Consider the following 21,308-nt stretch of genomic DNA (forward strand, 5'->3'; position numbering starts at 1 on the left):
AAAAACGCCTCTCAATCGGAGGCGTTTTTGCATTAGCCGTTCATGCCGCGTCGAAGGGTGATTAAATCGCGCAGGTCGTCGGTCGACAGCTCGGTAATCCAGCCCTCGGAGGAGGAGATGACGTTGTCGCTGAGCTGCTGCTTGCTCTCCAGCATCTCGTCGATACGCTCCTCGAGCGTACCGAGCGAGATAAACTTGTGCACCTGCACGTCCTTGGTTTGCCCCATCCGGTAGGCGCGGTCGGTCGCCTGGTTCTCCACGGCGGGATTCCACCAGCGGTCGAAGTGGAACACGTGGTTGGCCGCAGTCAGGTTGAGGCCGACGCCTCCCGCCTTGAGGGAGAGGATGAACACGTTAGGCTGCTCGTCCTGCGGCAGCGTCCGCGACTGGAACCGCTCGATCATCCGGTCGCGCGCCGTCTTGGACGTGCTGCCGTTCAGGTAGAGCACCGGCTCGCCGAGCTCCTGCGACAGTACGAGGCGGAGCATCTCTCCCATGCCGACGTATTGGGTGAAAATGAGGCAGCGGTCGCCCTCTTCCCGGAGCTCCTTGACCATGGCGAGCAGCCGCTCGAGCTTGGCCGAACCGGAGACCAGCTCTGCCAGCTCCGCTTCGGACGGCGCCGATGCCTCACCAGCCGGCTTGGATTTGGGCTTGCCTGGCGGCTTGGCTGGGGGCGCGGGCTCCGCCCCGCCTGCGAGCCCCTTTTTATCCTCCGAAGCGTCGGATGCCGCCGCCTGCTCCTTGTTCAGCAGCGCCGGATGGTCGCATACCTGCTTGAGGCGGGTCAGCGCCGCGAGGATCGCGCCCTTGCGCTCGATGCCTTCGAGCGTCTTCATCCGCTCCAGCAGCTCGTTAACGGTCTGCTCGTAAAGCGCGCTCTGCTCGGGCGTCAGCGGGACGTACGTCTTCATTTCGTTTTTGTCCGGCAGGTCGAGCTGGATGTTCGGATCCTTCTTCTTGCGGCGCAGCATAAACGGTCCGACGAGGCGCTTGAGCTCGGCCGTCCTCCGTTCGTCGCGGTTGCGCTCGATGGGCGTCGCGAACCGCTCCTGGAAGGCGCGCTGCGTCCCAAGGTAGCCAGGCGCGATGAAGTCGTAGATCGACCACAGCTCTGCCAGGCGATTCTCGATCGGCGTGCCGGTGAGCGCGATGCGCTGTCCTGCGGACAAGCTGCGCACGGCGACGGACTGCTTGGTCTGCGCGTTTTTGATATTTTGCGCCTCGTCAAGGCAGATGGCCGCCCATACATAGGTCTGCAGCAGCTCCTGATCGAGCGATGCCGTGGCGAACGAGGTGAGCAGGACATCCAGATTCGCCGCTTGGGCGGCAAAAGCCGCTTCATCTGTAATCCGGCCGCTGCCGTAGTGCAGGCTGACCGAAAGGCTCGGCGCGAAGCGCGCGATTTCCTTTTGCCAGTTGCCCAGCACCGAGGTGGGGCAGACGATCAGCGTCGCTCGCCGTCGCTCCGGCGGCGTATCGTGCCGCAGCTGCAGCAGATAAGCGATGAGCTGGACCGTCTTGCCGAGGCCCATGTCGTCCGCGAGCACCGCGCCGAGGCCAAAGCGCCGCAACGAAGTGAGCCAGCCGAAGCCTTCCCGCTGGTACGTCCGAAGCGTCGCTTGCAGATCGGCCGGCGGCTCGGGCAGCGGCCACTCCGACGGGCGCCCGAGCTGCGCGAAGAACGAGGCGAGATGCTCGTTCAGCTCGACCTCCAGCCGTACGCGCGCGGCGGAAGCCTCCGCGGATTCCTCGGTCTCGGCGTCGTCCGCGTCAGCGTCTTCGCCCTCGCCGAGCAGATGGAGCTGCAGCACGTCCTGGAACGAGAGGCCGGCCGTCTTGTCCATGCCCGTCATCATGCGCCGGATCTGCGTCAGCAGCGCCGGATCGAGCGCGATCCATTGGCCGCGATGGCGGACGAGCCGCTGATTGCGCGCGACGAGCGCGGCGAATTCCTCCTCGCTGAGATCAACGTCCCCGATGGCGACGCGCCAATCGAAGTCGATGATCGCGTCCAGTCCGAACAGCGAGCTGCCCTTGCCGCCGGACTCCGGCGCGATCTTAGCGCGCAGCCGCGGCTTCTTGCGGGTCGCCGCCTCCCACCAGGCGGGCAGCAGTACCCGCCATCCGGCCTCGAGCAGCCGATTGCTGTCTGCCGAGAGGAATCGCCAGGCCGCTTCGTCGTCGAGCGGCGCGGCGAGCACGTCCTTCGGCCCGCCGGCGAGACGCTCGGGCGGCAGCGCCGCGCGCAGCCGCTCCAGCCAGCCGGGGGCCCGCTCGCCGGCTTCTTCGTTCCAGGCGGCAGGCCAGCGCCCGGAGACCGAGCCGTCCGCGCCAAGCTTCGCGGGATGCACGATCGTCTCGTCCCGCTTGCTCTGCAGCGCAAGCTGCAGCCGCCAATCTTCCGGCGCGTTGCCCGCCGCATAGGGCTCGAGCAGCCGCAGGATCGGCCGGAACGGCGCCATGTCCTGCCGCCAGCCGATCGCCTCGAGCCAGCCGCGCGCGTCCATGCCGGCCGCGGACGCGGCGCTCTTGTCGAACAGCAGCGGATACGCCCGCCGCAGCTCGGCATAATCCTCGTCCGTGCCGTAGTGACGTTCCCGGACGGCCGCTGAAAAAGCTGCGCGCAGGCCTTCCATAAATTCGTTGTCCGCAGCTTCTCCGTCAACCGGCGGCAGCTCGTCTTCCCAGGTCCACTGCAGCAGGCCGCGTCGATAGGCGTCCAGATGGGGAACGAACCGGCGCTCCTCGACCCATGCCGCAAGAGCCGGGGCCAACGCCGAGAGCAGACGGCCATCGCCGGTCATCTCCCACTCCACGTGCTTGAGCAGCCGCGGCTCCGCGAAGAACGCCAGCACGTGCTCCACCGGGAGAATGACAATCTCCGCCGTGTCCGGAATCGGCTCGCCGACCGTCGGCATGATCACCTCTCTCACGTCCAAGTTCGTTCCGTAGAACGAGGCCTCGTGCCAGGCAAAAAGCCTGTGCTTAAGCAGCATGCCCGGTACGTAACCGTACCCGTCCAGGACGCCGTAAATCAGCGCGTCGCCGTGCTCGCTCAGCCGCACGTCGACGTCGATCGTATCCTGGTACGCTTTCATGACAGCTTCCCTTTCCGCAGCTCTTCCTGCAGCGCGCGCAGCCTGCTGTGGCGCAGCTCGAACAGCTCGTAAAATTCGATCCAGCGCTCCTCGCGCTTCATTTTCTTGTACAGCTTGGCCAGCCGCTTGAGCAGCTTGACCGCCGATTTGTAGCTGGCTCTGTTTTTCATTGAAACATAACGTTCGACCGCCTGATGGTAAAAGGGGAGCAGCGCATGCGGCGCTTCCTTCTCTATGGGTGCCAGCTCGGTCGCACGGTAGTCGAGCGGATCGCGGCCAAACGACAGTTGAATGTCGATCCACTCTTCGTACCTTCCGGCGCCGAGCAGCCTTTCCTCGTAGATCGCCTGGGAGGACGGCATCATTGCCTCGAACGCCTCCCACATCCGGGGCTCCGCCTCGGGCAGCTTGGCGACGACGGCATCCCACAGCCCGGCGTATGTCTCGAGCTCCCGCTGGCGGCGGCCGCTCATCAAGGGGCCGAGCTCGGTCAGCCACCGGAGCAGACGCGGCCATTCTTCCTTTTCGGCGAGCTTGTCGAGCATCTCCGTAAGCAGGGCGACCTGGGCGGAGCCCAGGCGGCTCGATTCGCCGCGCAGCAAGGCCAGCGCACGGTCGTCGTCGGCCAGGCCGAACCGCATCCGCAGCACGGCTGCGTTCCAGGCGCTCCTGCTCTGGGCGGGCAGTCCGGTCTCCGCTTCCTCGAGCTTGCGAAGCTCCTCTTCATAGAGCGCTTCTCCTCCGTACGGGAGCGCGAGCCATGTTTCCCACAGGCGTCCGTAATGCTTCAGCTCGTACTCCTGCGTCGGGCCAGGCTCCAGCATCGCCTCTCGGAGGATATCGGCCGTCTGGAGCAGCCGCTCTCTAGCGAGCGGCTCGTCCCCTTCGGGTAGCGGGCGATCCAGGCAGCCCATCGCGGCTTCGTGAAGATCCGTTACGGCCAGATGCGTGAAGTAGCCCAGGTACGAGTTGGGACCAAGCGCCGGGTTGCTCTGGGTCTCGGCCGCATGGCGCATGAGAAACAGCAGCGCGTTCAGCTCGAACAGCCGCTCGGCGACGGGCGGGAGCGCCGGTTTTATTTTATAAAAGAGGCCCAGCGCTTGCTTGACGTACTGCGTATTGCGCACTTGGCCGGCGATGGGCGCAAGGCATCTGTCGAACAGATCCAGCCACTGTCGGACGCTCATGCCGGGAATCTGTGACGCGTCCCGGGCGAGTCGCTCGACGTCGGTGCTCTTCTGCGAGGCAGGGAGGGGGCTCGGACGCGACAAATTCGTCTTGGCGTTGGCGAGGGCGTGGACGGGATAACCGTGATACCCGGCCCATTCCATGAGCACCGCGGCCATATGCTTGCAAGCGCGGCCGACGGGGCAGCTGCACTCGCTGTCGCCGAAGTCTTCGACATCGACCTGCGTCCGGTATTTTTTCGTACCTTCGACCACGGCGATCAACAGCCGCATCTCTTCGGGATCTTTGAGCTCGATGCGCCCTTGTTTGTAGTATTGATAGCCGCGCTTAAGCGTCAGATCGTCGAATTCAGCGGCGACACGGTGCAGCAGATTTTCCCACTGCCGTTCGTTTTCCAGTGGATCGTCTTCTATAAACATAGCCTGACCTCGCTTTGCAACCGGTTTGCTCTGAGCTCTTATTATAACATCTTTCGTACACATGTTCGCTAAACGCTATTCTTAGACGCGGGCCGTGCGTCTCCTTATGCGTGGCGGGTGCGAGACGGACAGATTCAGATCCGCGCGCCTCGTTTTTGCATGCTTCGACGTATGCCGCCCAGTTTTCCGATGCAATATCTGCCAGGCGGGTAATACATACGTAACGGCAATCCGGCTTGATACGGCCAGACCGATTGCCGGTCGGAAGGAAGATATCCGTATGCTTCGCAATACTGCCGTCGCTCCGTTGTACCCCTGGGCAGGCAAGCCGTCCGTCTACGACATGATCGTCCTCCGGACGGGTCAAGACGGCAAGCTGAAATCCCAGGCGCTGCCCGACGACGATGAATACGCGGACAAGCCCGAACGCAAGGAGGCGCTGCGTCAACAAGGCCTGGAGGGAATCGGAACGATTGGCGTCTTCGAGGATGAAGGCGCCGCCAAGGAGATAACGAGCTTGCTTCTCCGGCTCAGCCGCGACCGCAACGTACGCAACCGGAGAGCCGCCTATCTCGCGCTTATGCGCGAAGAATCGCTGGATACGATCAGCCCGGCGCTACAGGCATTACATACGCTGCCGGGACTGAATGCCGGCAATCTGTACGAAGAGGCGTTGTGGATGGCGCGGTATGGCGTGCATCGCAACGTCGTAAAGTTCGGACTTGCCTTGCTGAGTCAATACGGCAGCGATCGGCACAGGGAGCTGACGTTCACGCTGGGCAAGCACGAGGAGTTCACGCTGTACGCGGCTTCTGCGCTCATGAGCATGGAGCACTCCAGCAAATCGCTCTGCGAGCTGGCGCGTTGCGTGGACGGCTGGGGCCGAATCTACTTGGTCGAGCGTCTTGACCCGGAGACGCAAGAGATTCGGGACTGGCTGCTTCGCGATGGCTTCCGCAACCGGATCGGCGACGGCCTGCTCGCTTATACTTGCGCGCTTAAAGGAGATTTGGAGGAGGCGCTTAGCTCGGATACGATCGACCTGGCGTTATTCGAGGGAGCGGGCGGGATCCTGTCTGCGCTGATCGCCGGCGGTCCGGCCGAGGACATCGACGACTACGAGCAGGCGATGCCGGTCATCGGCGAATATTTGCGTCATGCGCAGCGCATGTGCACGGTCGCCGCGCATAGGAGGCCGATTCGGGCCATCGAGGGCTTCCTCCAACAGGGCGAGCGCACTTGGGAAAGAAGGTACCGGAACGGTTGGATGCCCGAAGCACGCGAGGCCTACCTGGCGCTGTGCCGCTCAATCGCATCGTTGGAGTCTTCGGCCGGGAGCGCGGGCGCGGGGGATGAACGAAGTTTGCGTACATAATTAGGTAGAAACAATCGCAGGAATGCGTCTACGCCTGCCGTAGAGCAGGCGATTGCCCGCAGTTGGCCTCACACCATTCCGCAAAAAAAACAGAATGCGCCGCCTCGCAGGCGAGCGACATTCTGTTTTTTTGTCCAAACGCCAATTATTAACTTTTCCTCATACAATAGATTCAATATGTACTTTAATTTGGTTCGCATGGTATATTAATGTTCGTTGTGTTAAACGAATGTTTAAAACGCCATAGCATCACCTGTCCATTACCTTCCCGCAACGCCTCCATTTACCCCTTGATCGGTGCGCTCAGATTCGTGTTTCTTCTATTAAAAATAGATTATAATTTCTTTGCTTTAAATTCTTAAAAAGCATGCTAAAATAGGTCGCAGGAAACAAATGGCATGTCCAAATTGACTGCCAAAGTATTCATGCAAACCCATGTTGAACCGATATATCAAATATAGTTGCTTGATAGTATACAGTTCTGGCTATTACTCCGTCTTTACCACCTGTCAATCATATTCAAACATACGGAGGTTATTTATTTGAAAAAAATCGGTTTGACGGCAATGGCGCTCGCGATGGGTCTTGGCCTTACGAATTCGTTTGTCTCCGTTAGGGACGCGCAAGCCGTCAGCGTTAGCAGTTTATATGCAGCTCCGCAAGATTTCTCGGTCGTGCAGGGACGGAACCAATGGTTCTATCAGAAAAGCGCGGGCTCGGTATACAGCAATCTCACATACAATACGGACGGCACTCGCTGGCAAGCGGCTGCGGACACCGGCTATCCCTGGGTGAACAAGGATGCGATGCATCCGAGCAAGGATTTCGACGCCGTGCGCAAATGGGTATCGCCGGGCAAGGGGACGATCACGATCGGCGGCACCGTCAAGAAAGGCGACAGCAAGGGCGACGGCATCCTCGCCACGATTAAAAAGGATAAGACGACGCTGTGGAGCGCCGTCGTCAATACGACGGACGGCAAGACGCCTGAGTTGAAGCCGATTGCGGTGGAGAAGGGCACGGCGATTTATTTTGAAGTCAACAGCAGGGCCTCGATGAACAACGATCATACGCTGTGGGATCCGGCGGTAACCTTCACGGCGGCCATGACACAGCCTTCATCGACGCCGACGCCCGCGGTGAAGGCTGCGGCGGCGTCGAGCTCGTCGGCCAAGCCGACAGCGACGCCTACCGCGAAGCCGACTGTCTCCGCTGTCGCAAAGCCCGCGGCAACCGCGAAGCCGTCCACTACGGCAGCTTCGGCCGACGTCTACGCACTGTCCGTCACGAGCTGCGGGGCCGTGGCGAACGACGGCAAGGACGACTACGGCGCATTCGCGGCTTGCCTGGACAAGGCGAAGGCGCAGGGCAAATACGTCTCCGTACCTGCCGGCGAATATCACCTGAGCAAGATCCTGACGCTGAATGGCGTCAAGCTGATCGGCGCAGGCATGACGAAGACGACGCTGGTCTCGACGGACCCGCAGAATGGTTCGATCGATCTGAAAGGCAACAATGTCAAGCTGAGCGGCGTCAAACATGTCTATCAGACGACGGTCGCGCGGGGCGACGGCTCTAACGAGAAAAACAGCATCACCGTACGCGGCGCGACGAACTTCGCGATCGACGGCGTCAATGTTTACAAGTCGAGTACGGCCGGCATCCTCGTGCAGGGCGCTGCCAAGGGCGGCACCATCACGAACAGCACCGTCGATTCGACCGGCGCGGACGGCATTCATATTACGGACGGCAGCAGCGACATCCTGATCGAGAAAAATACGGTCAAAGCGACGGGGGACGATACGATCGCAGTCGTCAGCTACGCGCAGGACGGTCCTGCGGTGCATGACGTCACGATCAGAGGGAACGACGTCGGATACCTCTCCAAGGCGCGCGGCATCGCGGTCGTCGGCGGTACGGACGTGCTGATCGAAGGCAACTCGGTAAAGGATACGCAGATGGCGGGCATTTATATCGCTGTCGAAGCGAATTACAATACGGTTAATGTCGACCGGATCGCGGTGAAGAACAATACGGTCGATCATGCGGGCATTCATGAGCCGGAAAATCATCCGAACATTCTGATTTACGCCTCTCAGGGCGTCATCGACAATGTGACGTTCACGGGCAACACGATTAAGAACGCGGCTCACCGCGGAATCGGCGTTTGGGGCGACGGACAGATCAAGGATATCTACTTTACGAAAAATACGTTGATCAATACGGTAGGAGCGAACACGACGTTCAAGGCGGGCACCATTCATCTGAGCAACAATACGGGATTTTAATAGCGCTGATAGGCTGATAAAACGACGCCAATCCGGATTTTCGGGTTGGCTTTTTATTTTTTTTACGTTTGTTTCCGCGTTATTTTAGCGTCTTTTTTCGCGTCATCTTAACGATTTTTAATGTGCGAGAATGTTTTACCCAGGTGCATAAGGGGTGAAACTCTGGTAAGTCCGATAAATCTATAAAGAGAGCCAACTGGAGGTCGGGATGGAGAGAATCCGGAAAAAACGCTATGCGCTAGGATCTGGAATCGCATTGCTGGCAGTGCTGGCCGTTGTCTTGTTGTGGCCGCGCGGCGGCGAGAAGGGAGCGGAGCCGGACGACACGCCTGCGCCCTCCTCTTCGCAAGAGGCTTCGCCCTCCCCGGAATCGTCCGAGGAGACACGCTGGACGATCGAGGACGGCGCGCTGCTCTGCCTGGCGGGTGCGGACGATCGCGACGACGACTTGGAGACGCTCGAGGCTTGCACGCAAAAAGCCAAGGAGGACGGACTTCAGCTTCGCCTGTCCGAAGGGGAGTACCGCATCGACGACCTCTGGGTTATCGACGGCGTCCAAGTGCAGGGAGCGGGCGCCGACAAGACGGTCATCGTATCGACCGATCCGAAGCGCGGCTCGATTGACCTCGAAGGCAGCGGTCCGTCGCTCAGCGACTTGAGCCACGTCTACGAGAAGACGGTCAAGCGGGGCAACGGCGAGAATGCGAAGAACAGCATCACCGTCAGGGACGCGACCGGTTTCCGCATCGAAAACGTGCATGTCGATAAGGCGAGCACGGCCGGCATTCTCGTGCAGGAGTCTTCCGAGGACGGCGTCATCGCGAACAACTTGATCGAGAATACGGGAGCCGACGGCATTCACATCACGGACGGAAGCTCACGCATCCGAATCGAGAACAACAAAGTATCCGGCACCGGAGACGACGCGATTGCGGTCGTCAGCTACCTGAAGGACCGGGCGGTAACGAGTGACGTGACGATCGTGGGCAATGACGTCGGCTACGACTCGAAGGCGAGAGGCATATCCGTCGTCGGCGGCGAAGATGTCACGATCGAGGGAAATAAAATCCAGCGCACGGAAATGGCCGGCATCTATATCTCCGTCGAGAAGGAATGGGAGACCGCCGACACGAAAAACGTCACCGTGGAGAAAAATACGATCGAGCATACGGGCATGCGCAAGGACAGCGATCACCCGAACATTCTGGTCTACGCGTCGCAGGGCAAGCTGGACGATATCACCTTCGATGCGAATACGATCAAAAACGCCGTGAACGACGGCATCGGGGTGTGGGGAGACGGGGAGCTGGGCAACATTTATTTCTCGAACAACGTTCTCAGCGACTCTAGCAAAGCGCCTACTAATTTCAAGGGCGGCAATATCCATCTGGAAGGAAATACAGGATTTTAATAATTCTAATTGACAAAGCGCGCCGATGCGATAACGGCGCGCTTTTTCGCGTTTTTTAAAAATGAGAGAACCCACTTGAAACCGTTACCATTTTATGCATGTTTGTTTCAGATACGGAGTCAAAGGTTTAAGTTGGGGTCAAGAATGAGAGAGACGGATGAACAGGCGAAAGGGGACCCGCACCTACATAACATCACCTTCCTCCCAGGGTCCCGGCTCATCGGGATCGTCCGAATCTCCCAATCCGGCAAAGCGCAGGAAATCATACAAAACGAAGCGGAGGCTATCTAGAATGGAGCTGCAGCATTACCTCAAGGTCGTCAAGAGATACTGGTGGATCCCTGCCTTGCTGATCGTCGTCATTTGCACGGCCGCCTACGTTTACACCAACAAGTACGTGAAGCCCGTCTATCAGGCGTCGACGGACCTGATCGTCAACAAGACAGAATCGACGGTCGCGGGACAGCAGATCATCGACCAGAACTCTATCAATACGAACCTCATGCTGATCAACACCTACAAGCAGATCATCAAGTCTCCTTCCGTCATGAAGACCGTCGCGGACGAGCATCCCGAGCTAGGAATGACGGCATCCCAGATCAGCGAGAAGGTCGCGGTCAACACGATGAAGGACGCCCAGATCATCACGCTGGTCGCCAAGGCCGACAGCTACGGCACGGCCGTTCAGATCGTGAGCGGCGTATCGAACGCCTTCCGCGGCAGCGTCACCGAGCTCATGAAGCTTAACAACATCACGGTGCTCACCGAACCGGATCCGCTGGCTTCGCCTGGCCCGATCAATAGCAGCCACACGGTCCTGTATATATTCAGCTTCCTGCTCGCGGCTTTGCTTGGTCTCGGCATCGCGTTCCTGGTCGACTACCTCGACGACAAGATCCGGACTGAAGACGACCTCGAGAGCGAGCTCGGCATCACGATGCTCGCGACCATCGGCAAAATTAAGCAAAAGGATCTGGCGCAAGGCAAGCTCCGCACCGCGGTTCCGTTCGCCAGAGAGACTGCCGTACGCGGCAAGCAGGAACTTAGACCCGCCGAAGAGCAGCGCTGAATTGCCAAGGCGACCGAAGGAGGCGGGACTCGCCGGTCATGACTTTACGAAATATTCTGATCTATCGCGATTGTCTGTTGGCGCCCTCTGAGACGTTTATTCGCTCTCAAGCGGAGGGCATGCGCATCTACCGCGCCCACTATGCGGGCTCCAATCGAAATCCGGGCATCGCACTCGATCCCGAGCGCGTCACCGTGCTGAACGAAGGCGGTGCGGGCGGCAGATTGCGGGAGCTGCTGTTCAAGTCCACGGGCCTCGGGTTCCCGATTGAGCGCAAGTTCAGGCACATGGATTTCCGTTTGCTCCATGCGCATTTCGGCCCCGACGCCGCCCTGGCTGCGCCTATCGCAAGGCGCCTTCACATCCCGCTCGTCGTCACGTTTCACGGCTACGATGCGACGGTCAAGGACGAATACGCCCGCAAGTCCTACTACACGCACCGCAATTATATCCGCAAGCGTGAGCAGCTCCAGCGGTCCGGCGCCTTGTTCATCGCCGTATCGGATTTCATCCGCGGCAAGCTGATCGAGCAGGGATATCCTCCGGACAAGGTCGTGCGTCACTATATCGGCGTCGACACGGCGTTGTTCAAGCCGGAGCCCGAGCAAGCGTCGACGAGGGAAAACGTCGTGCTGTTCGTCGGCCGTCTGGTCGAGGTCAAGGGGGCGGCTTATCTCATCGAGGCGATGAGCAAGGTGCAGCGGCAAGACCCGGATGCCGAGCTGGTGCTGATCGGCGACGGTCCGCTCCGGGCGGAGCTTGAAGAAATGGCGGCCCGCATGCTTAAGAAATACCGGTTTTTGGGCACGCAGCCGCCGGATGTGGTGAAGCGCTGGATGAACCGCGCCAAGGTGTTCTCCGTGCCGAGCGTGCCGACGGAGACGGGAGCGGAGGAGGCATTCGGGATTTCCTTCCTGGAGGCGGCCTCGATGCGGCTGCCCGTAGCAAGCTTCCGCACGGGCGGCATTCCGGAGGCGGTGAGCGACGGCGAGACCGGACTGCTCGCCGACCCGCACGACTGCAAAGGGCTCGCCGCCTGCATCTCCCGGCTGCTGAGCGACGATGCGCTATGGCGGCGATTGAGCGCCAGGAGCAGGGAACGGGTTTGCGAATCGTTCGATTTGACGGAGCAGACCAAGAAGCTGGAACAAATCTATCATTCCGTATTGGCAGGCGATACGAGCCAGGCTACGGGCTACCGACTGAGACCGAGCCGAATCGACGCGTGAACGGCGCGACACAGATCGTCGCAATCATATTCGAGAGACAGGCAGGGATACAGATGACGAGAGAAAACAGCAAGCAACGCCAGATTGCCAAAGCGGGCCCGGGTTCCTCGGTGTTCGAATCCTACAAAAAGCTGCGCACCAATATCCGGTTTTCCTCGATGGGTCAAGCGGTCAAGCTGATCCTCGTCGCATCCGCGGTTTCCGGCGAAGGGCGCACGACGACCGCGATCAATCTGGCGATGAGCTATGCGCAGGAAAACAAAAACGTGCTGCTGCTCGACGCCGATCTTAGACGGCCGTCGGTAGGACAAGCCTTTTTCCGCACGACACGGACGGGACTGAGCGACATCCTGATCCGTCGCGGCAAGCCGGAGGACGCGATCCAGCAGACCGACATCGCCGGATTGTTCGTGCTCCCGGCCGGCACGGTACCGCCGAATCCATCGGAGCTGCTCGGCTCCGACGCGATGCGCAACCTGCTTGAAGAGCTGAAGACGCAGTTCGACGTCATCGTCGTCGACTCGCCGCCGGCCTCCTCGTTCGCAGATGCGCAGATCGTCGGCGCCATGTCCGACGGCGTCGTCCTCGTCGCTCGCTCCGGCAAGGTGACCAAGGAAGCCGTCCGCCGCACCCGCCTGGGACTGGAACACGTCGGCGCCCACATTCTCGGCGCCGTCTTGAACAATACGAACCGCAGCCGCATCGAATCCAGCTACGCCAATTATTACGGATACGGAGGAGATTAAAAAATGAGTCTAGTCGGCAACGAGCTCGAGATCGCCAGCCGCGCCCCTACCACGACGTCCGCCAAGCCCATCGTCCAGCCTAACGTCAAGTCAAGCGGAACCAACTACCTGTTCGCAAGCGCCAAGCGTGTGATCGACCTGCTCGGATCGGGCATCGGACTGATTCTCCTTTCCCCGGTATTTGCCGTCATTGCGATTATCATCAAAATCCAGGATCCGAAGGGTCCGGTCTTCTTCAAGCAGCACCGGATCGGCAAGGGCGCGAGCATGTTCAACATTTACAAGTTCCGCTCCATGAACACCAATTCCGAGCAGCTGCTGCGCGAGGACAAGGAGCTTTACGCCAAATACGTCGCAAGCAACTACAAGCTCGAAGCGCACGAAGACCCGCGCATCACGCGCATTGGCCGATTTCTCCGCAAGACCAGCCTTGACGAGCTGCCCCAGCTGTACAACGTGCTGAAGGGCGAGATGAGCCTCGTCGGCCCGCGTCCGGTCGTCGCCCAGGAGCTCAAGGAATATCGCGACAAAAAGCGCGAATTCCTGTCGGTCAAGCCCGGCATCACCGGTTACTGGCAGGTCAGCGGCCGCAGCGACGTCGGCTATCCGGAGCGCGTCGACCTCGAACTTTACTACGTTTACAACAAATCGCTCGCGCTCGACACCAAGATTTTGTTCGCGACCGTACGCAGCGTGCTGCTCAAGAAGGGCGCCTATTAAATCCAAACCAGATGTCACCTGGTAAGGACAGGAGGACAACAGCCAAATGAAGGTCGCGATCGTTCACGAATGGTTGACGACGTACGCGGGATCGGAGAAAGTGGTCGAACAAATGCTCGAGGTGTATCCCGAAGCGGACGTGTTCGCCATGGTCGATTTCCTGCCGGAGAAGGACCGGGGCTTCCTCAAAGACCGGAAGGTCCGAACCTCGTTTCTGCAAAACTTGCCGTTCGCCAAAAAGAAGTACAGGCAATACCTGCCGCTCATGCCCCTCGCCATCGAACAGTTCGATCTGTCCGCCTACGATCTCATTTTATCGAGCTCCCACGCCGTCGCCAAAGGCGTCATCACGGGTCCGAACCAGCTCCACATTTCCTACGTGCATTCGCCCATTCGCTATGCCTGGGACATGCAGCATCAGTATCTCAAGGAATCGGGCCTGCATCGCGGCCTGAAGGGCGCCTTCGCCAAGTGGATGCTGAGCCGCATGCGCATGTGGGATTACCGGACCGCCAACGGCGTGGATTATTTTATAGCCAACTCCGAATTCATCGCCAGCCGTATCTGGAAGGTATACCGCAGGGAGTCCAGCGTCATCTATCCGCCGGTCAACGTGAACGCCTTCTCGTACCGCGAGGACAAGGACGACTTCTACCTGACGGCCTCCCGTATGGTTCCTTACAAGAAGATGGACATGATCGCCGAAGCCTTCGCCGGCATGCCGGATAAGAAGCTGGTCGTCATCGGCGACGGACCCGACATGGAGAAGGTCAAGGCCCAGGCGGCCAAGGCGCCGAACATCCAGGTGCTCGGCTACCAGCCGGATGCCGTGCTGATCGATCATATGCAGCGGGCCAAGGCGTTCGTGTTCGCGGCCGAGGAAGACTTCGGCATTACGCCGGTCGAGGCGCAGGCTTGCGGCACGCCCGTCATCGCGTATGGCAGGGGCGGATCGCTCGAGACCGTCCGCGGCCTCGGCGTCGCGCAGCCGACCGGCGTCTTCTTCGAAGAACAGACGCCGGCGCAGGTGATGGCTGCCGTAAGCCGGTTCGAAAATGAGAGCGGCGCGATCCAGGCGGCCAACTGCCGCAAAAATGCGGTGCGCTTCTCGCCGGATTCGTTCCGCAAGAAGCTGCAGCAGCACGTCGACAACAAATTGCATCAGAATACGCGCCAGGCGGGAAGCGCCCAGGCCGTTCTATAGGGGGAAAAGACAACTATGAAACTGACCTTCATCGGCACCGGGTACGTCGGGCTCGTATCCGGCGTCTGCTTCTCGGAGATCGGCAACGACGTCACTTGCCTGGACAAGGATCTGGGCAAGATCGAGCGGCTCAATCGCGGCGAGGTGCCGATCTACGAGCCGGGTCTCCAGGAGCTGATCGCCAAAAACCGCGAGCTCGGGCGCCTGCGCTTCACCGGCGAGCTGACGCCCGCCGTCGAGGGCGCCGAAGCGATCTTCCTCTGTGTCGGCACGCCACCCCTGCCGAACGGGGAAGCGAACCTGGCCTTCATCGAGCAGGCCGCGCAAGAGATCGCGCTCGCGATGAACGGCTACAAGATCATCGCGACCAAGAGCACGGTGCCGGTCGGCACGAACGACCGCATCCGCGACATCGTCTCGCGGCTCACGCCCCATCCGTTCGACGTGGTCTCGATTCCCGAGTTCCTGCGGGAAGGCTCGGCCATCGCGGACACGCTGCACCCGGACCGCATCATCATCGGCACGGACAGTCCCGAGGCGGCGGCGAAGATCGGCGAGCTGCACCGCCCGCTGACCGACCGGATCATGGTGACCGACGTGCGCAGCGCGGAGATGATCAAGTACGCGTCCAACGCCTTCCTCGCGACCAAGATCTCCTTCATCAACGAGATCGCCAACATCTGCGAGAAGGTCGGCGCGGACGTCACGGACGTAGCCAAGGGCATGGGTCACGACCGGCGGATCGGTCCGTCGTTCCTCCAGGCGGGAATCGGCTACGGCGGCTCCTGCTTCCCGAAGGATACGAACGCGCTCATCCAGATCGCGGGCAACGTGGACTACGAGTTCAAGCTGCTGAAGTCGGTCGTCGAGGTCAACCAGGGCCAGCGCTTCAACGTCATGACGAAGCTGCGGCATTCGCTCGGCGAGCTCGGCGGCAAGCGGATCGGCGTCTGGGGACTGGCGTTCAAGCCGGATACCGACGACGTACGCGAATCGCCGGCGCTGGACATCATCGGCGCGCTGCTGGCGGAGGGCGCGGAGGTGCAAGCCTACGACCCGGTGGCGACGGCCAACTTCAAGGCGATCTTCGGGCAGGCGGACGAGGTGGTCTGGAAAGAAGATCCGATCGAAACGGCCCGGGACTGCGACGCATTATGCCTCCTGACCGACTGGCCGGCCTTCAAATCGTTGTCGCTGCCCGAAGTGCAAGGCGTTATGCGCCAGAACATCCTGATCGACGGACGCAACGTGTACTCGAGCGAGCAGGTGAACGAGGCGGACCTGCGTTACTACTCGGTCGGACGGCCGCATGTAGGCAGCCTGTCGCAGTTCGAGGCGGAGCCCGCAGCTTTTTATGGCAGGTGAACGCGCCGCGCCGGCGCAATCAAGACGAGGGAGTGCCCGTGTGATGAGAAAGAATGCTTCGGTCTGGTGGATGAACCCGACCATCCTGTTCGCCATCGTGATGGGGGTCGTCATCGCGGGCGCCTATATGATCCCCGCCGAGAACTACCTGATGTTCTATCGCGTCGAGAAATTCATCGACAGCGACAACATCTGGCTCGCCGTCTACCCGGCAGCCGCCTTCGTCCTGGGCGGCTTGCTGTCGTCGATGCTGTACAAAAAGGTAAAGCCCGTATCCGTTTTCCCCGATGCGGTGCTGAAGCGCGACACCTTTATCAAGTTCGTCATCTACGCCCTGTTCGCCATGACGCTGTTCGGCTACGCGGTTTACTTGCTGATTATGGTCCGCAGCGGCTTCACGGTGTCGCTGTTCTTGTCCGTCATCAAGGGAGAGCCGGGCGCCATCTACTCGATCAAGCAGAATTTCGACAAGATCACGGGCGTCACCTCGTTCACGAACTTCGGCATCGCCTTCACGATCCTTGCGACCTACTACCAATGCCTGAAGGGAAGCAAGACGTTCATGCCCGCGTTTACGGTCGTCTTCCTGCTGACGCTCATGCGCTCGATCTTCTTCTCCGAGCGGCTCGCCCTGATGGAGATCATGGTGCCGGCGATCATTATCTGGATCTCGATGCGGCTGAAGCAGGGCAAGCGGGTGCCGTTCGTGAAGCTGTATCCGCTCATCGGGATCGTGTTCGTCATCGGATTTTTCGGAATCAGCGAGTACTTCCGTTCGTGGCTGAGCTACTACGTCCACATCTATCCTTCATTCTGGGAGTTCGTCGTCACCCGCTTTTTCGGCTACTACGTCACGGCTCTCAATACCGGCACGCTGTACATAAGAGAGCTGGGCTTTCCGTCGATTCCGTTCCCCTACTATACCTGGGAGTGGCTGTGGAAAATACCGCCTGGCGGCGAGGCGTATGCCAACGTATACGGCGTGCGGCCCATGGGCCTGCTGGACAACATACTCGAAACGATGGGCAATCCGGAGTTTAACAATCCGTCCGGGCTCATGCTTCCTTATCACGATTACGGATTCGGCGGGGCACTGGTTTATATGGCGCTCCTCGGTTATATCAGCGGCGTGCTGTACACGCACTTCCGCAACAACCACACGTTCGGCATGCTGATGTACCCGATCTGGATGGTGGGCATCCTGGAATTTCCGCGTTATCTGTACTTCACGAGCGGCCGGTTTTTCCCGTGCTGGGTGGTGCTGGTCCTGTTCACGCTCGTGCTTCATTACAATAAGCGCAAAATCAAGAGCTGGCGGCTCTCGGGGGTGAATCGGACATGAAGCTGGAAAAGATCTATATCAACGGGCGCTTCCTGACACATCCCGTCACGGGCGTGCAGCGGTACGCGATCGAGGTGCTCCGCTCGCTCGACGTCATGGTCGGGGAACGCGACGCGGCGGTCGAGGGATACGAATTCGTCGTGCTGGCGCCGAAGGGCGAGCTGAAGCCGATCGGCCTGCGTCATATCCCGACCAAGCAGGCGGGACGCGGCTCCGGCCACGCCTGGGAGCAGCTCAGTCTGCCGGCGCTTTGCGCGGACGGATTTCTGCTCAGCCTGTGCAACACGGGACCGATGACCAAGCGCCGCCAGGCTGTCACGATGCACGACGCAGCCGTTTACGCGGCGCCGGACACGTACTCCTTCGCCTTCCGCGCCTGGTACAAGGTGCTGCAGCGCGTGCTCGGCATGAACGCGAAGGGCGTGCTGACCTGCTCCGCGTTCTCCCGCGCGCAGTTGACCGAGCACTTCGGCATCGCCGAGCGCAAGATCAAGACGATCTACCATGGCCGGGAGCATATCCTGCGGATCAAGGCCGACGAGACGGTGTTTGAGCGTCACGGGCTGGCGCGGCCTTACGTGCTGGCGGTCAGCAGCATGAGCCCGAACAAAAACTTCGCGTCCGTCGCGAAGGCGATCGAGCTGATGGGCGACGTCGGCTTCGACATCGTCATCGCCGGCGGCAGCAGCAAGATATTCAAGCCGGCCGGCGGCCGGATCGGCGGCGAAGTCAAAACGCTCGGCTATGTGACGGACGAAGAGCTGAGAGCCTTGTACGACAGGGCTTCCTGCTTCGTCTTCCCTTCCTTCTACGAAGGGTTCGGCTTCCCGGCGCTCGAGGCGATGTCCTGCGGCTGCCCCGTGGTCGCTTCCGACGCGGCTTCGATCCCCGAGGTGTGCAGGGATGCCGTGCTCTACTGCGATCCGCACGATCCTGCGGACATCGCGGCCAAGATCAGGCGCCTCATGGAGGATGACGGGCTGCGGACGCAGCTGCGCGAGCGCGGACTCGCGCGGGCCGCTACCTTCTCCTGGGACAAGTGCGCCAGGGAAACGCTGGACGCGGTCCGGCCGCATCTGGCTGCGGCTGCGCCGGCATATGTGCCGGAGCGAGAGAGGGGGTGGAGCCGGTGAACATCGTATTCGCGAGCCACACGTACATGGGCGGGCCGTTTGTCGTCGGCTCCCACCATCTCGCCCGCGAGATGAAGCGGCTCGGCCACCGCGTTCTTCATATGAGCACGCCGCTGAGTCCCATGCACTTGCTCAAATACAAGGACCGGGATATCCGCGCGCGTATCAAGATCTACCGGGGCCAGCCCGAAGCGGAGCCGGATCAGGCGGTGAACAGCGTGCCCATGGCGCTGCTGCCGTGGGAGGTGGCCGGCCCGATCTACGCCCGTACGGGCAAAAATTGGACGCTGCCGCGCATGAAACGGCTGCTTCGCGAGCAAGGCATGGATCGCGTGGACCTGCTGCTCATCGACCAGCCCCGGTTCGCCGGGCTGGACGAGATCGTAAGGCCCGACGTCACCGTGTACCGGCCGACGGACCTGTACGCCCAAATGACGGGCGACCGCTCGATCCAGGCCGCCGAGGCCGCGATCATGGCACGGGCGCACGGTCTCGTCTCCACGTCGGAGCCGGTGCTCGAGGAGCTGCTGCCGTACAATCCCGCGCTGCCATGCCTTTTGCTCGAGAACGGCGTCGAGTACGAGCACTTCGCGCGAGGCGGCGAAGAGCCCGCGGACATGCGGGCGATCCCCGGCCCCCGGGCCGTCTACGTCGGCGCGCTCGACGAGCGGCTCGACCTGGGCGCGTTGCGCAAGCTGGCGGACGCGCGGCCCGACCTTAGCCTTGTCGTCATCGGACCCTACGACGACGCGACGGCCGCCGTGTTCGCCGGTCGGCCCAACGTGCATCTGCTCGGTCCGAAGAAGTACAAGGACGTGCCGAGCTACCTTCATCACGCCGACGTCGCGCTATTGCCGCTGAGCGGCCATGCGGCCAACAAAGGGCGCAGCCCGATGAAGCTGTACGAATACGCGGCCGCCGGACTGCCGGTCGTCGTCACCGAGACGCCCGAGCTGCTGCGGCGCGAGGAGCCGTTCCTGTTTTTCTACCGGGACGCGGACGAATTCCCGGCCCAGGTCGGCAAGGCAATCGCCGCGAAGCTTGGCCGCGACCGCATCCGGGCAATGGCCGAACGCCATGCCTGGGATGCGAAGGCCAGGACGCTGCTTGCGTTCGCCGACGGTCTGCGGCGTACAGCCTCATCCAAGGAAGTGACCCGACAATCATGAGCTCGCTCAAGAAAAAAGGGATCGCGGCGGCCAAATGGTCCACGCTCGCGACCATCATCTCCATCGTCGTGCAGGTGCTGCAGCTCCTCGCCGTCTCCCATTTGCTGACGCCCAAGGATTACGGTCTCATGGGGATGGTCATGGTCATCGTCGCGGCAGCCGTCAACCTGACCGACATGGGCATATCCAACGCGATCATTCACCGCCAGGACGTTACCAGGGACCACCTCTCCAGCCTCTACATATTGAACCTGGCGACGAGCTTCGTCATCAGTCTGGCGATTTTCCTGTCTGCGCCGCTCATAGCGGCCTTCTATCATGAGCCTGACCTTGTGAATCCGGTCCGGTGGATGTCGCTGCTGTGCCTGATCCCGGCCTTCGGCCAGCAGTTCGAGGTGCTGTCGCGCAAGGAGCTGCAGTTCGACGCGATCTCGAAGATTCAGATCGCCGCCTACTTCGCGGGCTTCCTCATCGCGGTCGCGGGCGCCTACTACGGCTACGGCGTCTACGCGCTGGTCGGCTCTTATCTCGGGAATGCGCTCGTCCGCTCTGCGGGACTCATGATCATGGGCTGGCGCAGATGGACGCCGGCCATGCATTTCACGCGCGGCGACCTCAAGGGCTATCTCAGCTTCGGCGTCTATCAGATGTCCTCGAATCTTCTCCAATCCTTCATTTCGAACCTGGATTATCTGATTCTGGGCCGCATGTACGGCGCGCAGACGCTCGGCTACTATTCCTGGGCCTACCAGCTGTGCATCATGCCGGTGCAGAAGCTGACGCCGCTCATCAACTCGGTCACGCTGCCTATTTTCGCCAAGATCCAGGACGATCTGACGCAGCTGCGCAAGGGCTATATCAAGATCGCCGAAGGCGTCAGCTACCTGAACGCGCCGATCTACCTGGGCCTGCTGGTCACGGCGCCGATGCTCGTCACGTTCGCCTTCAGCGAGAAATGGCTGCCCAGCGTGCCGCTCATCCAGATCCTGTGCGTCATGTTCCTGATCCGTTCGCTCGTCGTCACCGTCCAGCCGCTGCTGCAATCCAAAGGGCGGATGGATATGTATTTCCGCTACACGCTGCTCTGCATGGCAGTACAGGTGCCCGGCTTGTTCATCGGCGCTTATCTGGGCGGCATGATCGGACTGTGCTACGCGTTCGTCGTCGTACAGATCGTCATCTTCTGCATCCAGTACAGCTATGCCGTCAAGCGCGTGCTGGGGCCATGCCTGTCCCCGCTGCTGCGCAGCATCTCGCCCGGATTGCTATGCGGATTGGTCATGGTAATCGGCGTTTTGGCCTTCGATTGGCTGTCCCAGGCGCTGTTCGAGCTTAATACGGGCTTTATCCTGCAGGTCATTTGCGGTGCGCTGCTCTACTTCGCCGTCATATTCTATTTCAATCGAAACCTGATTCATGCGGTACGCGATAAGGTATATAGGAGACATAAGTCCGTGAAGCCGGGGTGAAGCCCACGCGGCTCCCCCTTGAAAACATACCGCCGCCGTCCCCGCTTATCCCCGTCGCTCTGTCCCGCGAACGTTCGCCG

Annotated in this window: 15 protein-coding genes; 13 read left to right on the top strand and 2 right to left on the bottom strand. The window is 60.7% G+C overall.

The features are described 5' to 3' along the window. Positions 1-32: 32 nt before the first annotated feature. Positions 33-3,101, bottom strand: a complete 3,069-nt coding sequence (locus ACFSR7_RS13645) for a DEAD/DEAH box helicase (protein ID WP_378162354.1) — start codon at positions 3,099-3,101, stop codon at positions 33-35. Further along, a complete protein-coding gene (locus ACFSR7_RS13650; RefSeq protein ID WP_378162356.1) occupies positions 3,098-4,708 on the bottom strand; it encodes an SWIM zinc finger family protein in 1,611 nt (536 codons plus the stop codon). The genes ACFSR7_RS13645 and ACFSR7_RS13650 overlap by 4 nt, the downstream gene beginning before the upstream one ends. A gap of 280 nt (positions 4,709-4,988) precedes the next feature. Between ACFSR7_RS13650 and ACFSR7_RS13655 the strand changes: the two genes are divergently transcribed. The 13 genes from ACFSR7_RS13655 (at position 4,989) to ACFSR7_RS13715 (ending at position 21,228) form a co-directional block, all read left to right on the top strand. After that, positions 4,989-6,083, top strand: a complete 1,095-nt coding sequence (locus tag ACFSR7_RS13655) for a hypothetical protein (RefSeq protein WP_378162357.1) — start codon at positions 4,989-4,991, stop codon at positions 6,081-6,083. Positions 6,084-6,625: 542 nt separating this feature from the next. After that, positions 6,626-8,371, top strand: a complete 1,746-nt coding sequence (locus ACFSR7_RS13660; RefSeq protein WP_378162359.1) for a right-handed parallel beta-helix repeat-containing protein — start codon at positions 6,626-6,628, stop codon at positions 8,369-8,371. Between the two features lie 208 nt (positions 8,372-8,579). Further along, positions 8,580-9,782, top strand: coding sequence for a right-handed parallel beta-helix repeat-containing protein (locus ACFSR7_RS13665; protein ID WP_378162361.1), 1,203 nt, complete (start codon positions 8,580-8,582; stop codon positions 9,780-9,782). Between the two features lie 292 nt (positions 9,783-10,074). Continuing rightward, positions 10,075-10,851 (top strand): YveK family protein, encoded by a 777-nt coding sequence (locus ACFSR7_RS13670; RefSeq protein ID WP_378162363.1) that lies wholly within the window; start codon positions 10,075-10,077, stop codon positions 10,849-10,851. Positions 10,852-10,889: 38 nt separating this feature from the next. Then, entirely contained in the window at positions 10,890-12,080 is a 1,191-nt protein-coding gene (locus tag ACFSR7_RS13675; RefSeq protein ID WP_378162365.1) for a glycosyltransferase, read from the top strand. Positions 12,081-12,133: 53 nt separating this feature from the next. After that, positions 12,134-12,826 carry a CpsD/CapB family tyrosine-protein kinase gene (locus tag ACFSR7_RS13680; protein ID WP_378162367.1) on the top strand — a complete coding sequence of 231 codons (693 nt, stop codon included), beginning with the start codon at positions 12,134-12,136 and terminating at the stop codon, positions 12,824-12,826. Between the two features lie 3 nt (positions 12,827-12,829). Continuing rightward, entirely contained in the window at positions 12,830-13,546 is a 717-nt protein-coding gene (locus ACFSR7_RS13685; RefSeq protein WP_378117979.1) for a sugar transferase, read from the top strand. A 46-nt stretch (positions 13,547-13,592) separates the two neighbouring features. Continuing rightward, positions 13,593-14,750: a glycosyltransferase family 4 protein gene (locus ACFSR7_RS13690; protein WP_378162368.1), complete on the top strand. Its 1,158-nt coding sequence runs from the start codon at positions 13,593-13,595 to the stop codon at positions 14,748-14,750. Between the two features lie 15 nt (positions 14,751-14,765). Continuing rightward, positions 14,766-16,115 carry a UDP-glucose dehydrogenase family protein gene (locus ACFSR7_RS13695; protein ID WP_378162370.1) on the top strand — a complete coding sequence of 450 codons (1,350 nt, stop codon included), beginning with the start codon at positions 14,766-14,768 and terminating at the stop codon, positions 16,113-16,115. A gap of 43 nt (positions 16,116-16,158) precedes the next feature. Next, positions 16,159-17,457, top strand: a complete 1,299-nt coding sequence (locus ACFSR7_RS13700; RefSeq protein ID WP_378162372.1) for an O-antigen polymerase — start codon at positions 16,159-16,161, stop codon at positions 17,455-17,457. Beyond that, positions 17,454-18,590: a glycosyltransferase family 4 protein gene (locus tag ACFSR7_RS13705; RefSeq protein ID WP_378162373.1), complete on the top strand. Its 1,137-nt coding sequence runs from the start codon at positions 17,454-17,456 to the stop codon at positions 18,588-18,590. The genes ACFSR7_RS13700 and ACFSR7_RS13705 overlap by 4 nt, the downstream gene beginning before the upstream one ends. Beyond that, positions 18,587-19,759: a glycosyltransferase gene (locus ACFSR7_RS13710; protein WP_378162375.1), complete on the top strand. Its 1,173-nt coding sequence runs from the start codon at positions 18,587-18,589 to the stop codon at positions 19,757-19,759. The genes ACFSR7_RS13705 and ACFSR7_RS13710 overlap by 4 nt, the downstream gene beginning before the upstream one ends. Further along, positions 19,756-21,228, top strand: coding sequence for an MOP flippase family protein (locus tag ACFSR7_RS13715; RefSeq protein WP_378162377.1), 1,473 nt, complete (start codon positions 19,756-19,758; stop codon positions 21,226-21,228). Before ACFSR7_RS13710 ends, ACFSR7_RS13715 begins: the two co-directional genes overlap by 4 nt. The last annotated feature ends 80 nt before the right edge of the window (positions 21,229-21,308 follow it).

Origin of the sequence: Cohnella sp. GCM10020058 (assembly GCF_042683485.1) — a bacterium.
GTDB lineage: Bacteria > Bacillota > Bacilli > Paenibacillales > Paenibacillaceae > Cohnella.

Bases quoted from the DNA above. Each gene is read 5' to 3' on its own strand.
- ACFSR7_RS13645 (WP_378162354.1), bottom strand. From the start codon at position 3,101: ATGAAAGCGTACCAGGATACGATCGACGTCGACGTGCGGCTGAGCGAG.
- ACFSR7_RS13705 (WP_378162373.1), top strand. From the start codon at position 17,454: ATGAAGCTGGAAAAGATCTATATCAACGGGCGCTTCCTGACACATCCC.
- ACFSR7_RS13650 (WP_378162356.1), bottom strand. From the start codon at position 4,708: ATGTTTATAGAAGACGATCCACTGGAAAACGAACGGCAGTGGGAAAAT.
- ACFSR7_RS13675 (WP_378162365.1), top strand. From the start codon at position 10,890: ATGACTTTACGAAATATTCTGATCTATCGCGATTGTCTGTTGGCGCCC.
- ACFSR7_RS13665 (WP_378162361.1), top strand. From the start codon at position 8,580: ATGGAGAGAATCCGGAAAAAACGCTATGCGCTAGGATCTGGAATCGCA.
- ACFSR7_RS13670 (WP_378162363.1), top strand. From the start codon at position 10,075: ATGGAGCTGCAGCATTACCTCAAGGTCGTCAAGAGATACTGGTGGATC.
- ACFSR7_RS13695 (WP_378162370.1), top strand. From the start codon at position 14,766: ATGAAACTGACCTTCATCGGCACCGGGTACGTCGGGCTCGTATCCGGC.
- ACFSR7_RS13715 (WP_378162377.1), top strand. From the start codon at position 19,756: ATGAGCTCGCTCAAGAAAAAAGGGATCGCGGCGGCCAAATGGTCCACG.
- ACFSR7_RS13680 (WP_378162367.1), top strand. From the start codon at position 12,134: ATGACGAGAGAAAACAGCAAGCAACGCCAGATTGCCAAAGCGGGCCCG.
- ACFSR7_RS13685 (WP_378117979.1), top strand. From the start codon at position 12,830: ATGAGTCTAGTCGGCAACGAGCTCGAGATCGCCAGCCGCGCCCCTACC.
- ACFSR7_RS13690 (WP_378162368.1), top strand. From the start codon at position 13,593: ATGAAGGTCGCGATCGTTCACGAATGGTTGACGACGTACGCGGGATCG.
- ACFSR7_RS13700 (WP_378162372.1), top strand. From the start codon at position 16,159: ATGAGAAAGAATGCTTCGGTCTGGTGGATGAACCCGACCATCCTGTTC.
- ACFSR7_RS13655 (WP_378162357.1), top strand. From the start codon at position 4,989: ATGCTTCGCAATACTGCCGTCGCTCCGTTGTACCCCTGGGCAGGCAAG.